Genomic DNA, 26,104 nt, shown 5'->3' with positions numbered 1-26,104 from the left:
CCCAAAGCGTCTTCTCGCGTTCTGCGCAGATTGCGGCTAATCGGTCCGCGCTTGATGCCTGCAAACCCAGTTCGCCTTTCCCAAGCATAAGCGCGTGTCCAGAGGTGTATATTGTGGGCCATTCACACCTACCTCGGTTGCACCTGATCGCGCCCCGGCGTTCCCAGTCCGCACAAGTTGACCCAACAGGCAACTCTAACAAAACCAGTCCACAGGACGGCGAGTAGCCTCGGACGCGGGCGGTTCTCGGAAGCAGACGGTTGCTCATATTTGCTTCGAAATGCTTTTATCTCTGCAACAGCAACAGCAACCAGCTCGCTCGTACAATCCTGCCCGATCGGAAACGCTGGATTCCTAGTCGACGTATTCTCCCGGTGGCTTCGCTTTCGGCGACTAGCCTGAGTGCAGGTCCATCCTGGGTCTCTTGGAGATGGACTATGCCCGCTAACGAGCTGACGTCGTAAAAGCGCGAAACTTCGCCATGAAGCGGTCGAGAAAGTCTTCTCGAGTGATGAGACGGTCCTCAGGTAGGTTGAGGAAAAGTGACGGAGCGGCAACGCCCTCGAGCGAAGCTACGGATATCGCAAGAATGGCACGCGCGATGCGCCGTTCCGGCATCGCCGCGACGTCCGAGAACCGCGCGAGCAATTGGAAAACAGCGAAGACCAGCTTTATCCGGAGGCGCGCAGGCGGACGAGATACTGCGGCAGCTTGATGGGCAGGACGTTGCTCACGGGTTACAACCCCAAGCGCTTGCGAACGTAGGGCGCGAACTCCCCATACTCGCGGTAGACTGCCAGGGCTGCGTCGTTGAGTTCCTTGATCTCTTCCTGCGCCTGCGGTGGTTGGGCGTTCTTAGGAAAGCCAACGTGCCAGGCCGTCATGCGCTCCACGTTATCCTCGCTGTTGGTGAGATTGGAGCCGTGCGTGGAACTCAAGTGGAGTATTCTGGCGAACAGCTTCTCCCAGCGCTTCTGGAGAGCGGGGTCGCTGAACATGCAGTTGGGCCCATGCCAATAGGAGATGGTCTCGATGGGTTTTAGATTGCTGACATGGCAGTCGTTGCGAAAGTCGTGGTCGGCTAGGAAGGTGAGCGCGCCATCGTTGAGCACATCGCTGATACGGGTGAACAAATCGACATCATGCTTGCTGATCCTGTTGGCGGCTGGCGGGCGAAAGTAGGCCAGTGCCATGCGGACTAAGCTGATGAGCAACAGTACGCCAAAGACGACGAGCGCGACCAAGCGCCAAGTGGCCAGTTTCTCGGCTACCTGATCGGGTGTAAACTCCGAGGCGATTGGGATGGTGGCCAGGAGAGTCGCCCACAGTATCGTCCACGGCAACAGCTTCTTCATCGATCCCCCTCTTGTTTGCTCGCACCAGCGCTTGCCCTCAGCGGCTGGTCAGCTTCTTGAATGCGGCCTTGGCGTCTTCCTCTCGCGCCTTACGCTGCGCCTTGTTGAGCTTGGGCGGAGGTGTCCAGCCAGCCTTGACGCGCTGGTTGTAGGTGCGCTCGATGATGATGATCTTGTCATACCAAAAGCCCATGACGTGACGCGCCCACTCGGCGAAATCGATCTCCCTTTCGCCGTTGGAGTAACGGATTGTGGCGAAGGCATGATTGTAGACGGGATGCTCGGTGTCGTTGAGGTAGTCGGTCTCCCAAGTAGTCCTGTCCACGGTCGTGGTGGTGAACCCCTTGTGGGACAGATCGATGCGGAGGCCACCCGCGAGGGCCTGATACTCCGCCCACAGGTCAACATACATCTCGTCCAAGACGCCACGCAGGACATCATCGTCCTGTCCCGCGAAGAGGCTCTCCCAGATGGCATAGTAGGCACCGGTGAAACCCTGCATCGCGATCCAGAGGTTGGCGTCGGTGATCATCCCGCCGCCCACGACCAACGCGGGCATGGTTCGCGATGCCTCCATGCCCATGTCGATCAGCCGCTTGGTACCGACAAGTGCCATAATCATCCCCGGTAGTGCTGCGTTTAAATAGGGGCATGACTCTCAAAACGAAAAATCCCAACCCTCTCCCATCCTTTTCGCTGCGGCCACGGCTCAGCAGCCGACGATGACGCCGCGGGCCAGCCAGCAGATCAAGGAAGCCGTGCGGGCCAGGGTCGGACAGCTTACGAAGCGCAATCATGCCGTGGTAGACGAAATCCTGCACGGGATTGCTTGTGGCGAGGTTCTGGTGAATGGCTGCCGAAATCCTCACCTGCCCGGCTACAGCACGTTTGATCGCTGGTGCCGCGAGGATACCGATCGTCCCGCGTAGGTGGACATTGCGGCCCACAATCGGCCATTCACGCCAGCTCGGCGGCGAAGCGGAAGCGGACGATCGTTCAGCAAGCACGCTACGGCCGAAAATGGGCCGGCTGCGGACAGGCCGCTTCTGGTTGGCCGGAAGCAAAAAGTAGGGCGCAACCAGAAAACTGATGCGTATATCCAACAGACAATCCGGCACTGGTGCGATGGTTCAGGACACCTTATGTTCCACCGAACGATGCAGTTCGGGGCACTGAAGCCGGGGGGAATTCTTGAAGTCGGTCTTCGTGCACCTTTCGGACATCCACTTCGGCCAAGAGAAGGACGGCGGCACGGATGCTGCGAACTTGGATGCCAAGGCCCGTCTGATCGACGACGTGCGCGCTCAGCTAGCCAAGTTGGGCTGCACGGCTAACGGTGTGATCGTCACCGGGGATATCGCGTATTCTGGCCAGGCCCACCAATACGTCATGGCTGCGCTCTGGCTCGCCGACCTGACCGACGCCGTCGGATGCGATCGAACCGACGTCCAGCTGATCCCGGGCAACCATGACGTGGACCGAGCCAAGATCGACAACACGATGGACAGCGTCCTGTTCTCGGTGCGCGAGGGCGGCGACAGCTGGCTGGACCGCCATCTCGACAATCCCGATGACTGCGCCGCGCTCTACGGCCGCTTCGACGCATACAGGGGCTTCGCCCTCGACTACCGATGCGAGCTCGACCTGAACGGCGGCGTGTCCAAGAGCGCGACGCTCGAGCTGGCCCCAGGAAGGTCGATCCGATTTGTCCGGCTCAATTCCGCGCTCATCTGTTCCGGTCATCCGGAAGAGGGAAAGCTGATTCTCGGGCAGCGGCAGCGGCAGATCCCGATCGAAGAGGGTGTCGAAAACGTTGTCCTCTCGCATCATCCGCTCAACTGGTTCCAGGATTCGAAGAAGGCGCAAGGGTATCTCCGCGGCCGAGCGCGAGTCTTCATCTCTGGCCACGAGCACTTCCCGAACCTCGACGTCGAGGACGTGGAAGACGGCTGCCAGCTCATGATGCTGGCGGCGGGCGCGACGGCCCCGGACCAAATCGACGAGAAGTTCACCTATAAGTATAACATCCTGACGTTCGAGTGGGACGAGGAGCAGGATGCCCTCGCCGTGACCATCGATCCACGGACTTGGAACCCGGACATGGCGCGCTTTGAGCGCGACGAGGCCTTCCTGAATGGACGCAGTGAAAGACAGGTTCTGGCTTCGCCTAACTTCCGCGGCACACCGATACCCGCCGATGGCACTTCAGATGGCCAAGCCGTTACAGAGCTGGTCGAGGAGCCGTCGCAGACAGTGTCGCGCGATCTCACGGCGCAGGTGGGTCCAGGCGAAACCACCGCCACACCCCTTACTGACGCGACCGACTCCCCCCAGACAGAGGTAGCCCCTGAGCCTGAACCCACGCAGGACGTGCGCGACCTGCAGCTCCGCTTCTTCCAGACCCTATCCGAGGGTCAGCGGCTGGGAGCGTTTAAAACCTTCGGGTTAGTCAAGCATTTGTCAGGCAGCATCGACCACGCGATGGAGCGACGGCTGTTCCGGCGGGCGATCCGACTGGGGAAGGTGGCCGAGATTGAGGGGATGCTCGGGACGAGCGGAAAGGGCAACGGCACGAAATGAGCATAATGGCAAAGCACTCCCAGATTATCTGGGCTCAGCCGACCGACGCCGATGTCGCCGCACGAAACAAGGCGGTCGCCAAGTTACGCACGCTCCTATGCCAACTATCCACGCGCGGGGCGATCAAAGCCGCAGGCGCGATCGCCGACAGCTTCAGGGAGAAGGCACTTCCCGAACCGCTGGCCGCCGAGGTGCAGACCGCGATCAGCAACGAGAGTCCGGCTTTCGTCCTCACGGGCAACGAACTGCAGGGGACCGTGTGCCTGGCGGTCGCGGCTCTCGCGTTGGTCGAGCAGCAAGTTGTCGGGCGATCTGCCTGGTCCAGCGTCGACGCCTTGGCCGCCGCGCTGTGGTCCGCGCTCACCTTTCAGGACCAGATCGACAACGCCAAGGTCGAAGAGCTCCGCCAAAAGCTGATCGCCGCATGCCGCGCCAGGGTCGCCGCCGTCGCCCGGGATTCCCGTTCGCGCCATGAGGTCCCGGACGTTGGCACCCTGACCATTCCCGAGGCCGATACAGCCGGCACGCGGGCGAACAACGCCTACCGAAAGGCGACGGCGCCCGTCATCGCGGCCTTGAAGAACAATCAGGAGCTGGACCGCGAGGAGATCGACTTCCTCTGGTGGGTGATCACCGACTACAGCGCGGTCCTCGACTGTCCGCTTGCGGCGAAGGACCCGCCGACGCGTGCCATCGCCGCCGGCCTCGAAGGAGCGAGGATGCTCCGTCGGCTGCCGGGCGACGGCTTCCGGCACGCGGTCCTGCGCCTCGTGGGTCCGACCGAGGCAATCCCGCTGCCAGTCCTAGTCACTGCCTTGGGCGAGGACCGCGCGCGCCTCGCCGTCGGCCCGGACCAGTCGCTGCCATCAAACCATCCAACGGTCTTCCCGCTTCTGGCGGCGTTGGCTACCACCGGCGATGTCGACGGATCGACACCGGCTTTGGACGCCCGCGGCTGGGGTGCTCGAGCCCTGCTCGAGGCGTCGATCATCGCGATGGAGGCCCGTTTCGGCGGCGAAGAGTGATGCGGGGCGCCTGCACCAACACAAACTGCACGTTCAACGCCACACGATCCTGCGTCGTCGGAAATCCGCCGGAGAATTGTCCCCATCGGCCTGAGCTGACGGACGAAGGCGACGAGCTGGAAGAAGACAACGGATTAGGCGACGTGGACGCCGGCGTAGAAGAGGAAGCGACACCGCGCGCCTTGGCGCCGGTTTCCGTCGGAGGAGCCGTCCTGACCGCACCGGACGACGACCTGCCCTTCCTGCCCGCCAGCCGAACACTCGGCATCGAGCAGGCCAACGCGATGATGGAAAGCCGCCCCACGTGCATGGTCGGCATCGTGGGGCTTGCCGGTGCGGGGAAGACCGCGGCGCTCGTCAGCGCCTACCTCCTGCTGTCGAAGGACCAATTCGATGGCTACTCATACGCCGACAGCGACACGCTACGCGCGTTTGAGGAAATAACGGGCGCGAGTAGGACGTGGCAGAAGGGAAGTCCGCCCGAACAGATCACCAGCCATACGACGCTGTCGAACGACCGAGAAGCCGGGTTCCTTCACCTCCGTCTTTGGCGCCACGCGGACGATCGCCTGCTAGACGTCCTGCTGCCAGACCTGCCTGGAGAATGGTCGCAGGCCTTGATCGGGCGGAATGACGCGGACCGGCTCCTCTTCCTCAGGTCGGCGAGTGTGATCTGGCTGATGGTGGACGGACGACAGTTCGCCAACGACCACAAGGTGCCGAGGGCGCGCTTTGACGCTCAGGTGCTGATCGAGCGCCTCGCTGACCTCCTGGAAGATCGCCGCCCCAAAATCTTCCTGGTACCGACGTGGCAGGACAGCCAGCTTTTCCCGCAAGGGGAAGCTGATGACCTGTCCGCATACGCCGGCACCTTTGGCTTCGAGACGGAGCTAGCCCCGGTCGCGTCCTTCTCGTGGAGCGACGACATGGAGCCGGGACACGGCGTAGCGAAGCTGTTCGACCGATCGCTGTGTGCCCTTCCCCCGCCGGCCGAGTTCTGGCCGGACACGGAGGCGGAAGAAGGCGACAGGCGGCTGCAGGCTTTCAGGGGGCGGGCATGATTGACGGATCGATCATCCTCGTCGGTGGGCCGGCCTCCGGAAAGACGAACTACATCGCCCGCCTCTGGCTCGCGTTTCAGGCGAAGAAAGGGACGCTCAGGGCCGATCATCTGCCGGAGAACGTAGAATACGTGAACGAGGCGGTCTCGCATGTGCTCTCGCGCAAGTTCGCGCCGCGGTCCGAGCGTAACATGGAGGAGTCTGCCCGGCGCGATTTCACCTTGAGCGTGCGCGGCGACGAAGGCGCCGGCCCCGCCAGGAACCTCACGGTTCCCGACATCACGGGAGAGCTTTGGAAGCGCGCGCTCGAGACTTACGAACTTCCCCAGGAGTGGATCGACGCGCTAGCGGGATGCTCGTCGGCAATCATATTCATACGCGCGAACTCGAAACTGAACAGGCAACCGATGGACTGGGTCACGGCGCGAGAGGTCCTAAAGGGCCACGAGGACGACGACGATGACGACACGGAAGAGGACGACGCCGATTACGGCCTAGACGAGGACGAGGACGGGGAGCAGATAGCGCGGACCGTCGTGAGACCACTGGCCGGTCAACCCGCCACGACCGAAGTCAAAGCCCTCGCCGTCAGCCCTGAAGAGGGACCGACGGAGCCGATCCTAGCAGACGCCGAGGTTCATGCGACCTCAACCCAGGACGTTGGCCTGCCGGCCCAAGTTGGCTTCTGCGAACTCGTTCGCTATCTCACCGTGACGCTTGGCGAGCGTCCGGACGGCTCTAAACCGCGGGTAGCGGTCGTCGTGACCGCGTGGGACACAATCCATCCAGACACGCGTGCGGCAGGCCCGGCGAAATATCTGCAGGATCAGTTCCCGATGCTCGCCGGCCGCCTTCGGGTGCCCGGCCGCCTCGAGTTCGGCGTTTTCGGCATGTCGATAGTCGGCGGCAACTTGCGCAACGCGGCCTTCCGTCGGAGCCTCAAGAGGCGCAACCTCTCCGATCTCGGCTACACGGCGGTCATGCGGGATGGCGGCGTGGCCGAGGACCCCGATGTCACCCTCCCCCTTGCCTGGGCGCTAGGCGACTGAGGTCTAGGCATGATCGTCGACCAGCAACTGCACGGATATCGCCACGGACACGAACTCCTGTCCGGGACTATCCGTCTGCCTGCCCGAGATCAGGACTTGGTCGATCGTCTCTCCGACATCGCAGGACCAATCGGTCCGGGCGAGAAATTCGCGCCCTATCTTACCTGCTACCCGCTTCCGAGTGGCACGCATTACGTAGTCGCGCGCACCTGGCTGGACGCCGCCGTGCCGCGAGCGGGGTGCGTCCGCACACGCTCGCTGATCATAGCCATGTCCGACTGGGTCGGTTTAGCCGATCCCGCGGCCATGGCGCGTGCGGCGACGGACGCCGGGCCGACTGATCCGGGCCGTCAGCTGATGTTGCCAGCGGCTGCAGCCACGGCACTCCCCCCGGCCCAGGGACCCGGAGTGGAACTGGTCGAGGCGCTCTTCCTGGAGGACAGCGTGCCGATCGCGGTGTTCGGAGCCGCCACGCCCGAACTGCTGGCAATCCGCATCCTCACCGCGATCTGGCCGGCCATGCGGGGGCAGTTCACCGTCTCGACTTTCAGCAATTCCCCACGGACGATCGCGAAGCGAAGTTTCGACCTCGTCTTCGCACCGGTCGGCGCGCGTTCGCGCTTCACGGATTGGAAGGGGCGCCGCGTCGATGGAAAGCGGGTCACGCCCTCCAGGCACCATTGGTCCGACCGGATCGCGAATGAGGTATTCCAGTCCCCCCATCCGTCCCTGCTTGGGCTCGACGTCTTCGGCGAAATGGTCGTCGACGAACGCGGTAGCCGCGACGCGCTCCGCCTGTCGCTGCTGTGGGAGGAACTGGCCGGCAAGATCGAGGCCGAGCCCCATGCGGCGCTCGGGCTGCTGGACATTGCCAACACGCGTCCGGCCAGGCGCTCCGCCCTGATCGACAGGCTGACTCCGACGTTGGCGGCCGCCGCGAAGAGCGCGGGGTCGCACATGCCGGCGGCGGACGCGTGGCGGTTCCTCCAAGTCCTTATTGGGAAACTCGGGGAAACGAGATGGCAGCTTTCCCTCGCGCGCTCCGTCCGGTCCACAACGGCCAAGCTTGCCGGGCGCTCACCGCTGGAAGCGGTCGCCGCCATTCCAGGGCTGCTGCATGAGAAGGGCGGCGACTTCCTAATAGGTGGTCTCGCCAATGGGATCGCCCGGACAAGACCTTTCAATCCGACCGCGGCGGCACTTGCCCAACTGCCGCCAGCGGAGGTCCTTCGCGTCGTCCTGGCCGCGCAAGACCTGACCGCCACCGCCCTCGGCGAAGATGTCGGGCTCGACCTCCCCCTCGCCAGCGGCATCGAAACGGCGCCGCCTGCCCAACGATCGGAGGCCTTTCGCCGGTTTCAGCAACATCTAGTTGAAGACAGACATGCGGTGTTGCTGCGCGCGCTTATCGCGGACGCGGCCGGCGACGTGGTCGTCGCTGAAGCGCGTCGCCTGGCCGCAACGAACAGGCTGCAGCGCGCCGCCATCAACGACGTCCTGGTCGAGGCCGCGCGACGCAGCGGCACGGTCACGGACGTCCGGGATATCGCGTCCGGCGTCCAGCAGGGCAACGCGACGGACCGTATGCTCCGCGCGCTCCTCGATCCCACTGCGGCTGACGTCGATTGGATCCTGGCGTCGCTCCCCAAGGACGATCCGCGTCGCACCGCGCTTTTGGTCGACACCTTAGCCGCAGCATCTCAGGATCAGCTCCGCTCGATCGTAGCTAAACCTAACGTCCTCACGCAGATCATCTCGCTTCTTGGATCTACGAAGGCCGAAGCGGAGGTTCTGGCGCGCATCGCCGAGACCGTTCCCCTTCAAGCGGAAGTGTCGGTTCCCCTCGTCGTCCGAATTCTCTCCGCGTTGCCAACCAAGCGCAGTAGTGCCCTTGCGGCCATGGCCGTTGAGAAGGCCCTCAGCAGAAACATTGGAGCCGATCGGGATAAGACCCTCGCGACGCTGATCGGACACGCTGGGCCGGCCCTCGACCCCGCCGGAACCATGCGGACGGGTCTCGCGTCGAACATCCCGGCAGAGCTGGCCAGCCGCAACCTCGCCCTCTTCGATTCCTGCGGGCCCGTCACGCGCGCGGGCTTTCTCCGCCATCCGGAAGTTCTGGCCGAAACGATCATGGCCCGCCATGTCGTCGACCTTTCCTACAATGCTGCGGAAGCTGCTGGCCGGCTCCTGTGGGATTCCGAAATGGTCAACAAACGAGGCTACGTTCGCGCGAGCGCCGCCTTACTGCATTTTCTGATGCAACAGCGCGGGGTGTCGGCGTCTCCGCTCATCGCCGCCGCGTTCCCGTCCGTCTATCGCGAGCTGCAGAAGGACAGCATACCCGACTTCCTGGCCTTCGTGTTTATCTTCCTGGACTGGGACCGCTGCAAGATCGCGCGCGGTGATCTCGCTGAAGCCTTCCTATCGTCCCAATGGCGAGCTCGCGATATCGCCCTGGCGGCAGCAAGAACCGGGGATGCGGAGCGGATACTGCACAACATCGCCCGCCGGCAGGGCGGTGCAGCTGCCCTCTCCTCGATGCAGAGGGAGCTTGAGATGATACCCGACGCCTGGCGCTCGCAGGTCCGGAAAACGATCAAGGACGTTGCCAAGCGCGACGGTCTGCTGGCCAAGTTGCCGTTCGACATCTAGTTCGGAGACCGCCCGTCCTGGCGCCGCAAAGTGATAACGTGCGCCGGGCCCCAGCTACTCGGAGGCGACCCCCTCGAGAACGATGTTACGCGCCTTCCCGCCTTCGATTAGCGCGGGCGCCCGCTTGATGTTGTCGGCGTTGATCGCCCCGAAACGCTCAGCGAGCATGATTCGGATACTTGCCATTTCGTAGTGCCTTCAAAACCGTCTCATGAATGACCGGTTGAAGCACTGGTAACCGGATCGCCGAACGACTGACAATTGGGCGCGTAGCTGTCGATCAGCTGAGCATGAGCGAAGGGCCGCTTACGCTGGTCTACCGCTCCAAAGCGGTCGGACCGATTTCCACCCAACGGTCCCCGGAGCCTCATCTCGGAGCGGCGCAATCCACTTCCCTGTAAGTGGCCACTCGCTATCGTAATGGTACACAAACTTGGTACCCAACCGTGGTACACATGACCTCAGCTCTCTTCGTACAATCAACGGTTTACATCGTGAGCGGGGGAGTGGGCTCACCTCCAGTCCCTTCCACCAATTACCTCGCTGCCGCCAGACACGCTCAGGCGCAGCGGCTTGGCTCACCTTACGATCTTCATCCTCACGGTGCGCGCTCTGGCGTCGGCTTCGTCGCTTCTGGGCGACGGCAGCCAGGCGTGGTCACGGCGCAGCTTGCGGTTCGGGATGCCGGCGAGCGACCGCAGCGCCTCGGCGCGCAGGATCTCGAACTGGCGCTTGTCGCGGCGAATGAAGCCGTCGCGCTCCATCTGCTGCAACACGCGGTTGACGTGGATTTCACTCAGGCCGAGCACGTCGCCGAGCTGCTGCTGACTGAGTGGGATCTCCAAGCGGCGTGACTTGATGCCGACTTGCGCGGCCAACCGCGACTGCAGGTGAAGCAGTAGTGCCGCCATTCGCGACGGCGCCTCCGTGCGGCCGACCGAAGCGAGGCGCTCGATCAGAAAGTCCTGCTCCTCCTGTGCTGAAACGAACAGCAGGGCACCGACGCGTGGGTGCGTCGCGAACAGCTTGCCCAGCGCGGTGAGCGACAACTCGCTTACCTCGACGGTGGTCAGCGCCAAGAAGGATTCCATCGCGCGTTCGTACGGCAGGCTTGGCGTGCCCATGAGATCGCCAGGCAAATGGATCTTCACGATCTGGCTGCTGCCGTTGATCAGCTCGATCGTACCTGCTGCCCAACCGCTATGGAGCACAAATAGTCCGGGATCTGGGAGGCCCTGTTCTTGTATAATGCTGCCGGACGGGATCGTCCTTGCAGGACCGATCAGGTCCAGCATGAAATTGCGCTCATCATCACTCAGCGCAGCAAAGGCTCCAAGCCGGTTATCTGGAAACGCAGCCGTCAATGTTCACTCTCCACAATGGCGGGAGGTACGAGCGCGGGTGGCCAGCGGATGCGGCACAGTTAATATACGGCAACTTTTCTCGACGCCTGGGGTGGGTTGTTCTCGCACGCATGGCCTTCCCCTTGCAGTAGCGGCGTGCGAGCAGGGTCCGGTGAACGAGCAAAACATATGACTGACAGCGATGCCGGGCCCCGCAAACGGCTCGTGATCCATGCCGGGCTGGGCAAGTCAGGCTCTTCGGCGATCCAGAAATATTGCCGCGAGCAAGCGCGCGAATTGCGCGAGCGCGGCATCTTCTATCTTGGCATGTTCTTCGAGCGAGGGGCGGCGTCGGAGGAGGATTTCGGGTCGGCGGAAGCGCTACTCGACGCGCTGGCGCACGATGACGGAATCGAGGACCGGCTGGTTGCCCTGCTGACGGAGAAGATCGCCGCGCGGCTGGCGATAAGCACTTTCGTCTGGAGCCAGATCGCGCTCACGATTCATGCCGAATTGCTTGGCCGAGTCATCGCGCGGCTCGCGCCGATCTGCGACACCGAGGTGGTGATCTACTTCCGCCACCAAGCCACGTGGCTGGTTTCAGCGTATCTGCAATGGGGGGTGAAGCACAAAACCGAGCCGGGGCCGATCCTGCCGTTCGACCAGTGGATCCCGCATGCCGCTCCGCGCGGACTGGATTATCGCGCCGTCATCGAGGGCTGGCGCGCGGCGGTTGGGGCGGAGCGGCTGCACGTGCGCTCCTACGATCATGTCGATGACGTAGTGAGCGACTTCCTGACCACCGCACGGCTCGGGCCGATGGCAGCGACGATCGGGACGACGCGGCATTATGAAACACCGGATAACACGCTGATGACGTTGTTCCGGCTCTACCAAGGGCAACACGATGCGCCAGCCGCACCGGGCGGGTTGCAGCGCGCGCTCTCGGACAACCGGCTGGAGCAGAAGCGTTATCGCGAGGTGACCCCGGGATTGACGCTGCCGCATGAGGAAGAGTGGACGCGCTTTGCGGCGTCATTCGATATCACGAATGCTGCGTTGGCGGCGGATTTCGGCCTGATACTGGGGCCGGTGGGCGCCGGCCCGGCGCCTGATCCGTCCTACGTCGCGCCAGCGACGGTCGTTCCCGCGCTGCTCGACCTGATCATTGCGATGAATGATCGGATCGGGGCGCTCGAGCGTCGCCTGAGCCAGACGGAGGAGGAGTAACCGGCCGGCGGTGGAGCGGGTAACGGGAATCGAACCCGTGTATTCAGCTTGGAAGGCTGCTGTACTACCATTGTACTATACCCGCGCGCCGTGATGCTGCCCTGCCACGGGGGGCGGGGGATGGTCAACCGTCGCTTGAACCGGCTCAGTCGACCAGCGCGATAAGGAAGCCGTCCCACTTCTTCGTGCCGACCGTCTGCACCGCGGTGGCGCTCAGCCGCGGTTCGGCGGCGACGGCTTCGAACAATGCGCGTGTGCCGATCACTCGCGGATCGTCACTCGCGGTGTCGAGCACGTCGCCTTCACGCACGACATTGTCGCAGACGATCACCGTGCCGGGTCGCGAAAGGCGAAGCCCTTCGTGCAGATACGCGACGTTCGAGGGCTTGTCGGCATCGATGAAGACGAGGTCGAACACGCCGTCGAGCCGCGCGAGCGTCTCCACCGCGGGGCCGACGAGCACCGAAACTTGGTCGCCGACCCCAGCAGCGGCCAGGTTCGAGACCGCCACCGCCGCGTGGTGCGGATTGATCTCGAGCGAGACGACCCTGCCGCCCTCCCCGACCGCACGGGCGAACCAGATGGTGGAATAGCCGCCGAGCGTGCCGATTTCGAGTATGCGCCGCGCGCCGACCGAACGGGCGAGCAAGTGCAGGAACTTGCCCTGCGCCGGCGATACGTCAATGTCGGGCAGCCCCGCAGCGGCATTGGCGTCGCGGACGAACGCAGGGTCGTTGGGGATCAGGCGATCGACGATATAGTCGTCGACCGCCGTCCAGGCTGCATCCTGCGGCGCCTTGCGTTCTACCATCTCAGGCGACTGCGGCGACGGTGTCCTTGCGTGCGGACGCCGCCCAAATTTCGTCGATGGCGCCGCCCAGCGACGCATCGAATTCGGCATCGGTCATACCGTAGCGCAGGTCTGACAGCAAAGCGCGGCTGAAGCTCGCGATGATACCGTGGTTCTTGGCCAGCTCGACGCAAGCCTCGGCGCGCGCGAACCCGCCCGACAGCGCGACGACGCGCAACACGCGGGGATGGTTGACGAGCGGCAGGAACAGCTCGGGCTCGGCCGGCAGGGACAGCTTGAGCATCACCTTGTCGGTGCCCGGCATCGCGTCGAGCGCCTTCATCAGCTCATCGAGCAGGATGGCGTCGGCCTCGGCGCGCTCGGCGCTCTTGATGTTCACTTCGGGCTCGAGGATCGGCATCAGGCCGTACGACAGCACCTGCTGCGCGACCTCGAACTGCTGCGCGACGATCGCGGCGATCCCCTCGCGATTGGCGAGATTAACCACCGACCGTTCCTTAGTGCCGAAGATGCCGAGCTTGGCTGCGCGATCGAGCAGCGCGTCGAGGCCGGGCATCGGCTTCATTAGCTGGACGCCGTTCGCCTCGTCCTCCAAGCCCTTGTCGATCTTCAGGAACGGCACGACGCCGCGGTCGTGCAGCGCCTGTGGGACGGGCTTGCCGCCCGCCTCACCGTCCATCGTGCGTTCGAACAGGATTGCGCCGATCACCTTGTCACCGTTGAAGGCGGGCGAGGTGATGATGCGCGCGCGCATCTCGTGGATCAGGTCGAACATCTCCTCATCGCCGGACCAGGCGCCTTCCTCGATGCCGTACCCCTTCAGCGCCTTCGGCGTGGAGCCGCCCGACTGGTCGAGCGCGGCGATGAACCCGTCGCCGGCGGCGATCTTGGCGGTCATTTCGGCAGGCGTCATGCTTGGCTCATCCCCTAATGGTCTTGACTATCGCAAAGCTCGTAGGCCGGCGCATACGATTCGCCTAGCTGCACTGCAACATGGCGGTGGCGAGCAGTGGCACGGTGGCGCAAAGCAGGATACGCGAACGCGATGAACAGCCGTTTTCGATCGATCCACCATCATCGCATGCTGCGCGTCGCCGCCGCCACGCCGATTGCGAGCGTGGGCGATGCCGTCGCCAATGCCGAAGCGACGATCGCGCTTGCGCGACGAGCGGATGCGGAAGCGGTCGATCTCGTGGTGTTTCCCGAACTCAACATCACGTCTTACGCGATCGACGATCTGCACCTGCAGACCGCACAACAGGAAGCGACGCTGGCGGCATTGGCGGCGGTCGCGGCAGCCAGCGCGGAGTTGCGCCCGGTGCTGATGGTCGGCGCTGCCCTACTGCGCAACGGACGGCTCTACAATTGCGCAGTGGCGATCGCGCGCGGGCGGGTGCTGGGCGTGGTGCCGAAGACGTTCCTGCCCAACTACCGCGAATATTACGAGAAGCGCTGGTTCGCTAGCGGCGCGGGGCTAGCCGGGCTGACGATCGACATCGGCGGCGAAGCGGTGCCGTTCGGTACCGACCTGATCTTCGCCGCTGCCGACCTGCCGCATTTCGTTTTCCACGCCGAAATCTGCGAGGATTATTGGTCGCCCACCCCGCCCTCGACGATGGGTGCGCTCGCGGGCGCGCTGGTGTGTTGCAACCTGTCGGCGTCGAACGTGGTGATCGGCAAGTCGCACGAGCGGATGATGTTGTCGGCGGCGCAATCGGCGCGCGCGGTGTGCGCCTATGTCTACTCCGCATCCGGGCCGGGCGAGAGCACGACCGACCTCGCGTGGGATGGCCAGGGCACGATCCACGAGCTTGGCGAGCTGATCGCCGAATCGAGCCGCTTCCCGCTTGAGCCCGAGCTGGTGATCGCCGATGTCGATGCCGAGCGGCTCACGCAGGAGCGGCTGCGCAACGGCACGTTCGGGGACGCTGCATCGTTCTCGGGGCATCCCGAAGTCCGCTTCCGCCGCATCATGTTCGATCATCTGCCGGACTTCGCCGACGTGGGGCTCAAGCGAGCGATTCGGCGCTTTCCATTCGTGCCGGATACGCCCGCGCGGCTCGACGAGGATTGCTACGAAGCGTTCAACATCCAGGTCGAGGGGCTGTCGAAGCGGCTCGTTTCGACCGGGGTTCAGCGGCTGGTGATCGGCGTTTCGGGCGGGCTCGACTCGACCCACGCGCTGATCGTCGCTGCAAAGGCGCTCGACCGGCTGGGTCGGCCACGCACCGACATCCTTGGCGTTACCATGCCGGGCTTCGCCACCAGCGATGGCACGAAGGACAATGCCTGGAAACTGATGCGCGCGCTCGGCATCACCGCCGAGGAAATCGATATCCGCCCGACCGCGCGCATGATGCTGGAGGGCCTCGGCCATCCGTTCGCGCAGGATGAGCCGGTTTATGACGTGACGTTCGAGAACGTGCAGGCGGGGTTGCGCACCGATTACCTGTTCCGTCTCGCCAACCAGCGCGCGGGCATCGTCGTCGGCACGGGTGATCTCAGCGAGCTGGCGCTCGGCTGGTGCACGTATGGCGTCGGCGATCACATGAGCCATTATGGTGTCAATGCGGGTGTTCCCAAGACGCTGATCCAGTTCCTAATCCGCTGGTGCATCGTGACCGAGCAATATGATCGCGAGACCGACGCGGTACTCGACGCAATTCTATCGACCGAGATTTCGCCCGAACTGGTGCCGGCCGACGCCAGCGGCGCGATCCAGAGCACCGAGAGCAAGATCGGGCCATACGCGCTGAACGACTTCTTCGCGCATTACGTGCTGCGCCACGGCCTGGCGCCATCGAAGATCGCCTTTCTGGCGTGGCACGCGTGGCATGACCTGGACGCGGGGCGCTGGCCGCTCGGCTATCCCGAGGCTGGCCGGACGGCGTACGATCTCGAGACGATCAAGGGCTGGCTGGAAAAATTCCTCTTCCGCTTTTTTCAGACCAGCCAATTCAAGCGATCGGCATTGCCCAACTCGCCAAAGGTCTCCCCCGGCGGCGCGATTTCGCCGCGTGGCGACTGGCGTGCGCCGTCGGACGGGACGGCGGCCGTCTGGCTAGCCGAACTTGCGGCAAACGGCCCGTAACTCACGATTATTTGTGGCCGCGGAAACGGCGCGTTTACTCCCGGTCGCCTATTTGCCTCAGATGGCGAAACGACGAGAACGAGAGGCTGCCGCAGCCGTCGCGCTAGGACTCGCATATTTCGTCGCATCGGCCGGCATGATCGCCTTCACCCGCTTCGACGGCGGCGTAGCTTTCATATGGATCGCTAACGCAATTCTCACCGCGCGGCTGACCACGCTGCGTTTCCGCAACTGGCCGGCGCCGATCGCGGCCTGCCTGTGCGCCAGCATCGCCACGACCGCTTTGTGGGGGCTGGGGCCGGCGATAGCGGCCCCGCTGGCGCTGGTGAACATGGCCGAGAGCGCGTTGGGGGCCGCGGTGCTGCATCGCCTCGTCGGGCGCAACGCAGTGCTCGAATCGCATCAATGGCTCGTCGTGTTCGTGCTTGCGACCGGGATTGTCGCACCGTTCGCCGGCGCGACGCTGGGCGCTGGCCTGATCGCGACGGTGCTGGGGAAGCCCTTTCTGCCCAACGCCCTGCATTGGTACAGCGGGCATGCGCTGGGCACGCTCGCCTTCATGCCGATCGCCGTGCTGATCCTGCGCGGCGATGCGAAGCGGTTGCTGGAGCACATGCGGCCCTCCAAGCTGGTCGAGTTTGCGATGCTGATGGCGCTTGTAGCGGTCGCAAGCCTCGTTACGTTCGCGCAGGATCGGCTGCCGCTGCTGTTCCTTCCCATGCTGCCAGTCGTACTTGCAACGTTCCGCGGCGGCGCGCTTTCGACCGCTGCGTCGATTGTGGTGATCACGATCATCGGTGGCGTCCTGACGGCGCAGGGGCATGGGCCGATTGCGCTGATGGATGCGCCGCTGGGCGCGCGAATGCAGTTTCTCCAGCTCTACATCGCCTGCACGATGCTGACGGTGCTGCCCGCGAATGCCGAACTCGAGCGCCGCTCAGAATTGTTCCGCCGTCTTCGCGAGAGCGAGGCTCGCTATCGGCTCATTACCGAAAATTCGACCGACATCGTGGTGAATGTCGATACCGGAGGGCGGCTGCGCTTCGTCTCCGCGTCGGTCCGCCAAATCGGTGGGCAACAGCCGGAGGATCTGATCGGCAAGCCATTCACCGTGCTCCTCCACCACGATGATGTCGGCGCCGCGCTGGCATCGCTACGCCGGACTATCGAGGATCCCACAGGCGTGACGATCAGCGAGTATCGTAGTTATCTTCGAGGCGGCGAAGTGCGCTGGTTTGAGACGCACAGTCGTACTGTGGTCGATCACGAGGGCAGCGTAACCGGCATCGTTTGCGCCATTCGCGATATCACCCACCGCAAGGCCAATGAGGAGCGGCTCGCCCGCGCGGCGCTTACCGATCCGCTGACCGGGCTGATGAATCGACGCGGGCTTGATGAGGAACTCGCCACACGACTGGCCTCAGGTGCGGGTGGCTGTGTCGCGCTGTTCGATCTCGATTACTTCAAGCGCGTGAACGACACGTTCGGCCATGCCACGGGCGACGAAGTACTGCGGCGCTTCGCCACGCTCGCACGGTCAAGCGTGCGCGAACAGGATCTGATCGCACGGCTCGGCGGCGAGGAGTTCGCCGTCGTGTTGCCCGAGACGACGCTGGAGCAGGCGCGGCTCGTCTGCGATCGACTTCGCTGCGCGATCGCGGACGCGAGAATGCGGATCGAGGGCGACGTGGTTACGGTGACGGTGAGCGGCGGGATCGCGCGCTATCGCGAGGGACAAGTCGTCGGCGAAGTGCTGCGCGCGGCGGATGTCGCGCTTTACCGCGCGAAGCACGCTGGCCGCGACCAGCTCGCGCTTGTTGCCTGATCGGAGGCTTGCCCCCGGCGGCGACCCGCGACACTGTCGCGGCAAAGGAGATGCGAATGAGCGACAGCGATCCCGAGCTCCACCCCCTGAGCCAGACACTTGGGCTCGTCCGCACGGTCGAACTCGATCCGGCCGGGCGCGCCACGCTCGAGTATCGCGCGGGCGAGCACATGTGCCATTCGGGCGGCGTCGTGCAAGGCGGGTTCGTGACCGGCTGGATTGACGCGGCAATGGCGCATGCCGCAATCGCGATGGGCGGGCCCGACATCGCGCCAATGACGCTGGAGTTGAAGGTCAGCTTCTTCGCGCCGGCGCGACCGGGAATCGTGGTGGCAGAGGCGTGGGTCGAGCGGCGCGGTCGGACGACCTGCTTCTTCGAGGGACGGTTGCTCGATACGACGGGCAAGGTGCTGGCCAAGGCAAGCTCGACGCTGATGCTGGCGGCGAAGGCGCGAGTCGAGCAGGCGTCGAAAGCGGCGGCGGGCTAGGCAGCGTCAGGCGTTTCGCGCGATCAGGCCGCCATCAACTGGAATGATCGCGCCAGTCACGAAGCTTGCGGCGGGTGCGCACAGGCTTACGGTCATGAAAGCGACTTCTTCGGGCAGACCGTAGCGGCGGAGCGCGGTGCGGCGCGCGGCATAAACCTGCTTCGCTTCGTCGGGGATCGCCTGCGTCATGCCGGTGTCGATCGGACCGGGGCAGATACAGTTGACCGTGATGCCCGACTTGCCGAGCTCGACCGCCAGGCTGCGAGTCAGTCCGATCACGCCGGCCTTGGCGGCGGAATAGGCGCTGAAGCCGGCAGTGGCGCCGAGCCCTTCGGTCGAGGCGATGTTGACGATGCGGGGATGCGCCGCGCGCCGCAGGTGCGGCAGAGCGGCGCGGATCAGCCGCTGGTGCGCGGTCAGCAAGATTACGAGGTGCCGATCCCATTCCGTATCGTACGTTGCGTCGTCGATCGGCAAACTGGCCGAGATGCCCGCGTTGTTGACGATGATCGACACGTCTCCAAACGCCGCAGCCGCTTCTTCCGTCACGCGGGTTATCACGTCGTGATCCGCCACGTCGAGCGCCCAGCCCTGTGCGCTGAGCCCCTCTGCCGCAATCTCATCCACGACCGCCTGGGCGTCCGCAAGACGCACATCCGTAACCGCAACGCTGGCACCGGCGCGGGCGAGAAGGATCGCGGTGGCACGGCCCATGCCGCTCGCGGCGCCGGTCACGATCGCGCCGGCACCGTCGAGACGCGCAACTACCTCGGGGATCGGGCGCATCGCTTGCTCTCCTGTTTATGGCGCGGCTTGCACGGCGCGTATTCGACGTAGCTTCGGCGTGACGATCGGGATCGTCAACATCGTGCTCATCACCGCCATCAGCAGTAGCGCGGTGAACGTCTCGGCACTGATGATCGCCTTGTCGAGAAGGATGTTGGCGAAGATGATCATGATCAGCGCTTTGGTCTGCAGCAGCCAGCCGATCAGACTCGCCTCACCCTTGCCCCAGTGCAGCAGCCGCCCCGCGAGGTGCAATCCGGCAAGTTTGCCGACGACTGACGCGACCAGCAGCAGCACGGCCCCGCCGATCACCGCGCTGCCTCCCATCGCCCAGTTTGTCCGTAGCCCCGTCGACAGGAAGAATACCGGCATCACCGCGAGAAGGATGTGATCGCGGAACAGGTCCATGCGGGCCTGATCGAACCAGCGTGCGTCAAGCACCGCGCCGGCGAGGAACGCGCCGACCATATAGTGCAACCCAGCCCAATCGCCCGCCAGCCCCGAGGCCGCGAGCCAGATCAGCCCAACATACCAGCGATCGCGCTCGGGCAAGCGGCGCATCAGTGCGCGCATCGCCATCGCCGCGACCGGGAACAGCAGCAGGAACCCCAACTGCCGCCCTGCCCGCTCCCAGTCGAGCAGGATCAGCGCCAGCACGCCCCAAATCGCGATATCGTCCAGACTCGCATACCGCAGGATGCGTTGGCCGAGCGGTTGCCGCAGGATGTCGAGCTTTTCGAGGAACAGCACGAGGATCGGCAGCGCCGTCACTGCACAGGCCATACCGATGCCAAGAACCACCTGCCACGGTGCGCCGCCGCTCCCCGCCCATCCATCGCGCCAGCCCAGCAGGAGCAGCGCCGCGAGGCACCCGGACGCTAGCGGTACGAGCAGCGCGCACGCGGCCGTGATCCCCGTCTCGCGCCGCCGTGCCCATGCCTGGCTCAGGTCGAGCTCGATCCCCGCCACGAACACGAAGATCATCACCGCCCACCACGCGATGCCGTTGAGCGCACCGATCACTTGCGGATTGAAGACGGTGCGGTGAAACTCGGGCAGTGCCGCCCCGAGCACCCCCGGCCCAAGCAACACGCCGCCGACGATCTGCACCACCACGAGCGGCGACCAGTAATCCGTCCGCGCGAGCCGCCAGACCAGATAGGGCACGCTGAACACGATCAGCATCGCCACCAGAAACAATTCGGTCGTCGTCATTGGCCCCCGCCCCTCGCGGAGTCGGTATCGGATGCAGGACCGCTTACGACAAGGGCGCGAATTTCAGCGCGTCGTCAGCTTTGTACCCACTCCCGCCGGGGGATGCCTTGTGCCCAGAGCAAAGCGGTGAGGTCATTATGGTCGATCCGCGCAGCGGCAGCCTGCGCGACGATCGGCTTTGCGTGAAAGGCGACGCCGAGCCCGGCCACGCCGATCATCGCCAAGTCGTTGGCGCCATCGCCGACCGCCATCGTCGCGTCGTCCGCTAGCCCGAACTCAGTGCGCGCCGCGCGCAACGTGCGTTCCTTGGTGGCGGAATCGACGATAGGCTTGCCCACCGTCCCCGCCAGCCGCCCGTCGACCACGTCGAGCCGATTCGCGATCACCCGATCGAACCCGATTTCTGCGCCGACCGGATCGGCAAACGCGGTGAACCCGCCCGAAACGAGGATTGCGGTTGCGCCGTGCGCACGCATCGTGCGCACCAGCGTCTTCGCTCCCGGCATCAGCCGCACACGTTCGGCGCGACATTGCTCGATCGCGTCGGCGTCGAGATTCTCGAGCAGCGCCACGCGCGCATCGAGCGCAGCAGCGAAGTCGAGTTCGCCGCGCATGGCGGCTTCGGTGATGGCGGCGATCTGTGGCTTGATGCCGGCATAATCGGCGAGTTCGTCGATGCACTCGACGGTGATCATGGTCGAATCCATGTCCGCCACCAGCAGATGCTTCGCGCGGCCCGCATGTGGCTGAACCACTACATCGACGCCAGTGAATGCGCTCTCCAACGAGCGCCGTGCAGCGTCAGGCGCGAAGCCGAAGGCGATGTCGGCGGCGTCACCCTCGTCGATCCAGCCAGATGTCGTCGGGACGCAGCCGGCAGCGGCCAGCCGCTCGTTTGCGTCCGAGAGGGTCTGGGGCGACAGACGCCCGGCTGCTATCAGCGTCGCGGTGAACACACGAAGTCCCCTTCCGAAGCTGGCGCTCATTGCAGGGCCGACCGCGAGCGGCAAGTCGTCGCTCGCGATCGCCTTGGCCGAACGGACTGGCGGCGTCATCGTCAACGCCGATGCCAGCCAAGTCTATCGCGACTTGCGCATCATCACCGCCCGCCCGACCCCCGCAGATGAGGCACGCGCGGAGCATCGGCTGTACGGCGTTGTCGACGGAGCGGATGCCTGGTCCGCCGCGCATTGGGCGGATCAGGCGCGCGACGCGATCGCTAATATCCAGCAACGTGGCAGGCTGCCAATCCTCGTCGGCGGGAGCGGGCTATACATCCGTACCCTGCTCGACGGGATCGCGCCCGTCCCGGCGATCGATCCCGCAATCCGGGAAACGATACGTGCGATGCCGGTCGCGTCGTCCCATGCAGCGCTGGCCGTCGCCGATCCGGCTGCCGCGCAACGCTTGGCGCCCGCCGATACCGCGCGCGTTGCCCGTGCACTCGAGGTGGTACGTTCGACGGGACGGACGCTGGCGGCATGGCAGTCCGCTCGCGCCGGCGGCATCGCGAACGACGTCGCACTGGCGCCGCTCGTTCTGCTGCCCGACCGGGCGAGCCTGAGCGAGCGGATCGACGCGCGACTTGCGACGATGTTCGACACGGGAGCGATCGAGGAAGTCGCCACGTTGATCGGGCGCGACGATGTTCCGCCAGCCGCGCCGGTGACCCGCGCGATCGGGGTTCGCGAGATCACGGCACTGCTCGCCGGCACGATCGACCGCGATGCCGCACTGGCAGAGGCATGTGCCGCGACGCGCCGCTACGCCAAACGGCAATACACCTGGTTTCGCCACCAGACGCCGGAGAATTGGCCACGCGTCAGCGACCTGCCACTAGACAGATTGGAATATTATTTCAATATTTGGCCTTGACGCGTAATTTTCATTGCCGTAGCGCGCCGCGACCCGAACGGGTAGCAGGACCGCGCAAGATGCAAGGGGAATGAACGTGAGCGAGAAGAGCGGAGCAGACATCCTGGTCGAGGCGCTGTGCGATCTCGGCGTGGACGTCATCTTCGGCTATCCCGGCGGGGCCGTCCTTCCAATTTACGATGCGCTTTTTCGCTCGAAGCGCATCCACCACATTTTGGTGCGACATGAGCAGGCAGCGACGCACGCCGCGGAGGGTTATGCCCGCTCGACGGGCAAGCCTGGCGTCGTGCTCGTCACCTCGGGCCCCGGCGCGACCAATGCCGTCACCGGGATCACCGACGCTTTGCTCGATTCCATTCCGATGGTCGTGATCACCGGTCAGGTTCCGACGACGCTTATCGGCTCGGACGCGTTCCAGGAGGCCGATACTGTCGGCATCACGCGCCACTGCACCAAGCACAATTATCTCGTGAAAGATCCCGCGCTGCTGGGCGCCGTGATCCACGAGGCGTTCCATATCGCTACCTCGGGGCGCCCCGGTCCGGTCGTGGTCGACATCCCTAAGGATGTGCAGGTCGCCACCGCGCGCTACGTGAAGCCCGGTCCGATCCAGCATCGCACGTACCGTCCCGCGCTCAAGGCCAATCGCAGCGAGATCGAGCAGGTCGTCGATATGCTCGCCGCTGCCGAGCGGCCGATTTTTTACACTGGCGGCGGGATCATCAATTCCGGCCCCGGCGCGTCGCAACTGCTGCGCGAGTTGGCGCGGATCACCGGCGCACCCGTTACCTCGACCCTGATGGGGCTCGGCTGCTTCCCCGCCACCTCGCCGCAGTTCCTCGGCATGCTCGGCATGCACGGGACGTATGAGGCGAATATGGCGATGAATCAGGCTGACCTGATCGTCGCGATCGGCGTTCGCTTCGACGATCGCGTGACGGGGCGTCTCGATGCCTTCTCGCCGAACAGCCGCAAGGTGCACATCGATATCGACCGGTCGAGCATCAACAAGACGGTGCGGATCGATCTCGGCATCGTCGCCGACGCTGGCCATGCGATGGAAGACATGGTCCGCATCTGGAAGGGCCGCCAGCATCCCAAGCCGGACACCGCCGAATGGTGGCGCCGGATCGATGGCTGGAAGGCGGTCGATTGCCTTGCCTTCCCGAAGGACGACGAGGTTATCATGCCACAGCGCGCTGTGCGTGCGCTGTGGGAGGCGACCCACGCGCGCGATCCGATCATCACCACCGAGGTCGGCCAGCATCAGATGTGGGCCGCGCAGCATTTCGGGTTCGAGAAGCCCAACAAGTGGCTTACCTCGGGCGGACTCGGAACGATGGGTTACGGGCTGCCCGCCGCGATCGGCGCGCAGCTCGGAAATCCCAAGGCGCTGGTGATCGATATCGCCGGCGAGGCGTCGATCCAGATGAACATCCAGGAACTGGCGACGGCAACGCAATATCGCCTGCCGGTGAAAGTGTTCATCCTCAACAACGAATATATGGGCATGGTCCGCCAGTGGCAGGAGCTCACTTATGAGAGCCGATACTCGGAGAGCTACTCGGATTCGCTGCCTGATTTCGTCAAACTCGCCGAGGCCTATGGCTGGAAGGGCATCCGCATCGAGCATCCTGACCAGCTCGAACAGGGCATCGCCGACATGCTCGCGCACGATGGACCGGTGATGGTGGATTGCATGGTCGCGAAGCTGGCCAACTGCTTCCCGATGATCCCGTCGGGCGCGGCGCATACCGACATGATCCTCCAAGCGAACGAAGTCTCCGGCACGATGGACGACGAGGCCAAGGCGCTGGTGTAATCTCAATCTTGCTCCTCCCCGGCACGGGGAGGGGGACCATGCGGAGCATGGTGGAGGGGGAGTACGGCGAACGGAGCGTTGGTGGAGGGCCCCTCCACCGCTCGCTTCACGAGCGGTCCCCCTCCCCGTTCCGAGGAGGGACAAATGCACATCAAATCCGAAAAGGCCGAGCGGCACACGCTTGCCATCATCGTCGACAACGAACCCGGCATCCTCGCGCGGATCGCCGGCCTGTTCACCGCGCGCGGCTACAATATCGAAAGCCTGACGGTCAGCGAGATCACCGCCGACAAGTCGGTCAGCCGCATCACGATCGTCACCTCGGCGAGTGCGCCGATGGTAGAGCAGATCGTCGCGCAGCTCGATCGCCTGGTTCCCGTCCACAAGGTGCGCGACTTGACCACCGAGGGCGCGCACGTCGAGCGTGAGCTGGCGCTCGTGAAGGTGCAGGGCACTGGCGACAATCGCATCGAAGCGCTGCGCCTCGCCGACGTCTATCGCGCGCGCGTCGTCGACGCGACCACGTCGAGCTTCGTGTTCGAAGTCACCGGCGGAATCGAGAAGATCGACAAATTCGTCGAGCTGATGGGCGAAGTCGGCCTGATCGAGGTCGCCCGCACCGGCATCGTCGCCATCGCCCGCGGCAAGAACGCGGCCTGAGGTTTCATCCACCCACACAACACCACCATCCGTCACCCTGAACTTGTTTCAGGGTCCACTTTTCCACCAGCGAGATCGTCGCCTGTTGCACGGTGGATGCTGAAACAAGTTCAGCATGACGGCAGAACAAGAGGGAGCACCTACCAATGCGTGTCTATTACGATCGCGACGCCGATCTAAATCTCATCACCGACAAGAAGATCGCCATCGTCGGCTACGGCAGCCAAGGCCATGCGCACGCCCAGAACTTGCGCGACAGCGGCGTCAAGGATGTCGCAATCGCGCTGCGGGAAGGCTCGGCCACCTCCAAGAAGGTGATCGACGCCGGTTTCGCGGTGAAGTCGAATGCCGAAGCCGCTGCCTGGGCCGATATCGTGATGTTCCTCGCCCCCGACGAGCATCAAGCCGCGATCTACGCCGCCGATTATCACGAACACATGAAGCAGGGCGCGACGCTCGCCTTCGCGCACGGCCTCAACGTGCATTTCGGCCTGATCGAGCCGCGCGCCGATCTCGACGTGATCATGATCGCCCCCAAGGGACCGGGCCACACCGTGCGCAGCGAGTATGTCCGCGGCGGCGGCGTCCCCTGCCTGATCGCGATCCATCAGGATACCAGCGGCAACGCTCACGACATCGGCCTTGCCTATGCGTCGGGCGTCGGCGGTGGCCGTTCCGGCATCATCGAGACCAACTTCAAGGAAGAGTGCGAGACCGATCTGTTCGGCGAGCAGGCGGTGCTCTGCGGCGGCATCACGCACTTGATCCAGGCCGGGTTCGAGACGCTGGTCGAGGCCGGCTACGCGCCGGAGATGGCCTATTTCGAGTGCCTCCACGAAACTAAGCTGATCGTCGATCTGCTGTATGAGGGCGGCATCGCCAATATGCGCTACTCGATCAGCAACACCGCCGAATATGGCGATATCACCACCGGCCCGCGGATCATCACCGACGAAACGAAGAAGGAGATGAAGCGCGTTCTCGCCGACATCCAGTCGGGCCGCTTCGTCAAGAACTTCGTCCTCGACAACCGCGCGGGCCAGCCCGAACTGAAGGCCGCGCGCAAGGCCGCCGCGGCGCATCCGATCGAGCAGGTAGGCGCCAACCTACGCGCGATGATGCCGTGGATCGGCGCCAACAAGCTGGTGGACAAGGACAAGAACTGAGGCCGTAGCTTCGGCTTAGCCTCGGCGGATCATCCATTGTCGGCGCGTCCGTGAACGGATAGGCGCG

23 protein-coding genes and 1 tRNA gene are annotated in these 26,104 nt (G+C 64.4%); 14 read left to right on the top strand and 10 right to left on the bottom strand.

Annotated elements, in window-relative coordinates; genetic code table 11:
- Positions 1 to 737: 737 nt before the first annotated feature.
- Positions 738 to 1,355, bottom strand: coding sequence for a hypothetical protein (locus LLW23_RS17145; RefSeq protein ID WP_228946706.1), 618 nt, complete (start codon positions 1,353 to 1,355; stop codon positions 738 to 740).
- A gap of 37 nt (positions 1,356 to 1,392) precedes the next feature.
- A complete protein-coding gene (locus LLW23_RS17140; protein WP_228946705.1) occupies positions 1,393 to 1,971 on the bottom strand; it encodes a hypothetical protein in 579 nt (192 codons plus the stop codon).
- Between the two features lie 106 nt (positions 1,972 to 2,077).
- Here LLW23_RS17140 and LLW23_RS17135 point away from each other — a divergent pair, with 106 nt between their 5' ends.
- The 6 genes from LLW23_RS17135 (at position 2,078) to LLW23_RS17110 (ending at position 9,725) form a co-directional block, all read left to right on the top strand.
- A complete protein-coding gene (locus tag LLW23_RS17135; protein ID WP_228946704.1) occupies positions 2,078 to 2,284 on the top strand; it encodes a hypothetical protein in 207 nt (68 codons plus the stop codon).
- Positions 2,285 to 2,546: 262 nt separating this feature from the next.
- A complete protein-coding gene (locus LLW23_RS17130; RefSeq protein ID WP_228946703.1) occupies positions 2,547 to 3,935 on the top strand; it encodes a metallophosphoesterase in 1,389 nt (462 codons plus the stop codon).
- Between the two features lie 5 nt (positions 3,936 to 3,940).
- Positions 3,941 to 4,960: a GTPase-associated system all-helical protein GASH gene (locus LLW23_RS17125; protein WP_228946702.1), complete on the top strand. Its 1,020-nt coding sequence runs from the start codon at positions 3,941 to 3,943 to the stop codon at positions 4,958 to 4,960.
- Positions 4,960 to 6,021, top strand: coding sequence for a TRAFAC clade GTPase domain-containing protein (locus LLW23_RS17120; RefSeq protein ID WP_228948625.1), 1,062 nt, complete (start codon positions 4,960 to 4,962; stop codon positions 6,019 to 6,021). Before LLW23_RS17125 ends, LLW23_RS17120 begins: the two co-directional genes overlap by 1 nt.
- Positions 6,018 to 7,070, top strand: coding sequence for a TRAFAC clade GTPase domain-containing protein (locus LLW23_RS17115; protein WP_228946701.1), 1,053 nt, complete (start codon positions 6,018 to 6,020; stop codon positions 7,068 to 7,070). Before LLW23_RS17120 ends, LLW23_RS17115 begins: the two co-directional genes overlap by 4 nt.
- Before the next feature lie 9 nt (positions 7,071 to 7,079).
- A complete protein-coding gene (locus tag LLW23_RS17110; RefSeq protein WP_228946700.1) occupies positions 7,080 to 9,725 on the top strand; it encodes a GAP1-N1 domain-containing protein in 2,646 nt (881 codons plus the stop codon).
- A gap of 54 nt (positions 9,726 to 9,779) precedes the next feature.
- Here LLW23_RS17110 and LLW23_RS17580 read toward each other — a convergent pair whose 3' ends face one another.
- Both LLW23_RS17580 and LLW23_RS17105 read right to left on the bottom strand, forming a co-directional pair.
- Positions 9,780 to 9,911: a hypothetical protein gene (locus LLW23_RS17580; protein WP_270049245.1), complete on the bottom strand. Its 132-nt coding sequence runs from the start codon at positions 9,909 to 9,911 to the stop codon at positions 9,780 to 9,782.
- A 392-nt stretch (positions 9,912 to 10,303) separates the two neighbouring features.
- Entirely contained in the window at positions 10,304 to 11,089 is a 786-nt protein-coding gene (locus tag LLW23_RS17105; protein ID WP_228946699.1) for a Crp/Fnr family transcriptional regulator, read from the bottom strand.
- A 168-nt stretch (positions 11,090 to 11,257) separates the two neighbouring features.
- On the opposite strand from LLW23_RS17105, the gene LLW23_RS17100 reads away from it, so the two are divergent.
- Positions 11,258 to 12,298 (top strand): hypothetical protein, encoded by a 1,041-nt coding sequence (locus LLW23_RS17100; RefSeq protein WP_228946698.1) that lies wholly within the window; start codon positions 11,258 to 11,260, stop codon positions 12,296 to 12,298.
- 11 nt (positions 12,299 to 12,309) lie between these two features.
- Here the strand turns inward: LLW23_RS17100 and LLW23_RS17095 are convergent.
- The 3 genes from LLW23_RS17095 to LLW23_RS17085 form a co-directional block, all read right to left on the bottom strand.
- Positions 12,310 to 12,383, bottom strand: a tRNA-Gly gene (locus tag LLW23_RS17095).
- Between the two features lie 60 nt (positions 12,384 to 12,443).
- A complete protein-coding gene (locus LLW23_RS17090) occupies positions 12,444 to 13,109 on the bottom strand; it encodes an O-methyltransferase (protein WP_228946697.1) in 666 nt (221 codons plus the stop codon).
- 1 nt (position 13,110) lies between these two features.
- Positions 13,111 to 14,022: a fructose bisphosphate aldolase gene (locus LLW23_RS17085; protein WP_228946696.1), complete on the bottom strand. Its 912-nt coding sequence runs from the start codon at positions 14,020 to 14,022 to the stop codon at positions 13,111 to 13,113.
- Positions 14,023 to 14,154: 132 nt separating this feature from the next.
- Between LLW23_RS17085 and LLW23_RS17080 the strand changes: the two genes are divergently transcribed.
- The 3 genes from LLW23_RS17080 (at position 14,155) to LLW23_RS17070 (ending at position 18,513) form a co-directional block, all read left to right on the top strand.
- Positions 14,155 to 16,200: an NAD(+) synthase gene (locus LLW23_RS17080; RefSeq protein WP_228946695.1), complete on the top strand. Its 2,046-nt coding sequence runs from the start codon at positions 14,155 to 14,157 to the stop codon at positions 16,198 to 16,200.
- Between the two features lie 136 nt (positions 16,201 to 16,336).
- Positions 16,337 to 18,025 (top strand): sensor domain-containing diguanylate cyclase, encoded by a 1,689-nt coding sequence (locus LLW23_RS17075; protein WP_228946694.1) that lies wholly within the window; start codon positions 16,337 to 16,339, stop codon positions 18,023 to 18,025.
- Between the two features lie 56 nt (positions 18,026 to 18,081).
- Positions 18,082 to 18,513: a PaaI family thioesterase gene (locus LLW23_RS17070; protein ID WP_228946693.1), complete on the top strand. Its 432-nt coding sequence runs from the start codon at positions 18,082 to 18,084 to the stop codon at positions 18,511 to 18,513.
- Between the two features lie 6 nt (positions 18,514 to 18,519).
- On the opposite strand, the gene LLW23_RS17065 is transcribed toward LLW23_RS17070, so the two are convergent.
- From LLW23_RS17065 to serB, 3 genes are all read right to left on the bottom strand, one after another.
- Positions 18,520 to 19,299: an SDR family NAD(P)-dependent oxidoreductase gene (locus LLW23_RS17065; RefSeq protein ID WP_228946692.1), complete on the bottom strand. Its 780-nt coding sequence runs from the start codon at positions 19,297 to 19,299 to the stop codon at positions 18,520 to 18,522.
- Positions 19,300 to 19,314: 15 nt separating this feature from the next.
- On the bottom strand, positions 19,315 to 20,514 hold the full coding sequence (locus LLW23_RS17060; RefSeq protein ID WP_228946691.1) for a cation:proton antiporter: 1,200 nt from the start codon (positions 20,512 to 20,514) through the stop codon (positions 19,315 to 19,317).
- A gap of 74 nt (positions 20,515 to 20,588) precedes the next feature.
- The gene (gene serB, locus LLW23_RS17055; RefSeq protein WP_228946690.1) at positions 20,589 to 21,470 is read right to left on the bottom strand and encodes a phosphoserine phosphatase SerB; all 882 of its coding nucleotides are present in this window, start codon (positions 21,468 to 21,470) and stop codon (positions 20,589 to 20,591) included.
- Between serB and miaA the strand changes: the two genes are divergently transcribed.
- The 4 genes from miaA (at position 21,463) to ilvC (ending at position 26,037) form a co-directional block, all read left to right on the top strand.
- Complete coding sequence (gene miaA, locus LLW23_RS17050; RefSeq protein WP_228946689.1) at positions 21,463 to 22,389, top strand: tRNA (adenosine(37)-N6)-dimethylallyltransferase MiaA; 927 nt, start codon at positions 21,463 to 21,465, stop codon at positions 22,387 to 22,389. The genes serB and miaA overlap by 8 nt on opposite strands.
- Before the next feature lie 70 nt (positions 22,390 to 22,459).
- Complete coding sequence (locus LLW23_RS17045; RefSeq protein ID WP_228946688.1) at positions 22,460 to 24,211, top strand: acetolactate synthase 3 large subunit; 1,752 nt, start codon at positions 22,460 to 22,462, stop codon at positions 24,209 to 24,211.
- Between the two features lie 144 nt (positions 24,212 to 24,355).
- The gene (gene ilvN / locus LLW23_RS17040) at positions 24,356 to 24,871 is read left to right on the top strand and encodes an acetolactate synthase small subunit (RefSeq protein WP_228946687.1); all 516 of its coding nucleotides are present in this window, start codon (positions 24,356 to 24,358) and stop codon (positions 24,869 to 24,871) included.
- Positions 24,872 to 25,017: 146 nt separating this feature from the next.
- The gene (gene ilvC, locus LLW23_RS17035) at positions 25,018 to 26,037 is read left to right on the top strand and encodes a ketol-acid reductoisomerase (RefSeq protein ID WP_228946686.1); all 1,020 of its coding nucleotides are present in this window, start codon (positions 25,018 to 25,020) and stop codon (positions 26,035 to 26,037) included.
- The last annotated feature ends 67 nt before the right edge of the window (positions 26,038 to 26,104 follow it).

The organism is Sphingomonas radiodurans, assembly GCF_020866845.1.
GTDB classification, from domain to species: Bacteria; Pseudomonadota; Alphaproteobacteria; order Sphingomonadales; family Sphingomonadaceae; genus Sphingomonas; species Sphingomonas radiodurans.
The sequence above is the reverse complement of the archived record's forward strand: the minus strand, read 5'-3'. Positions and strand labels throughout refer to the sequence as shown.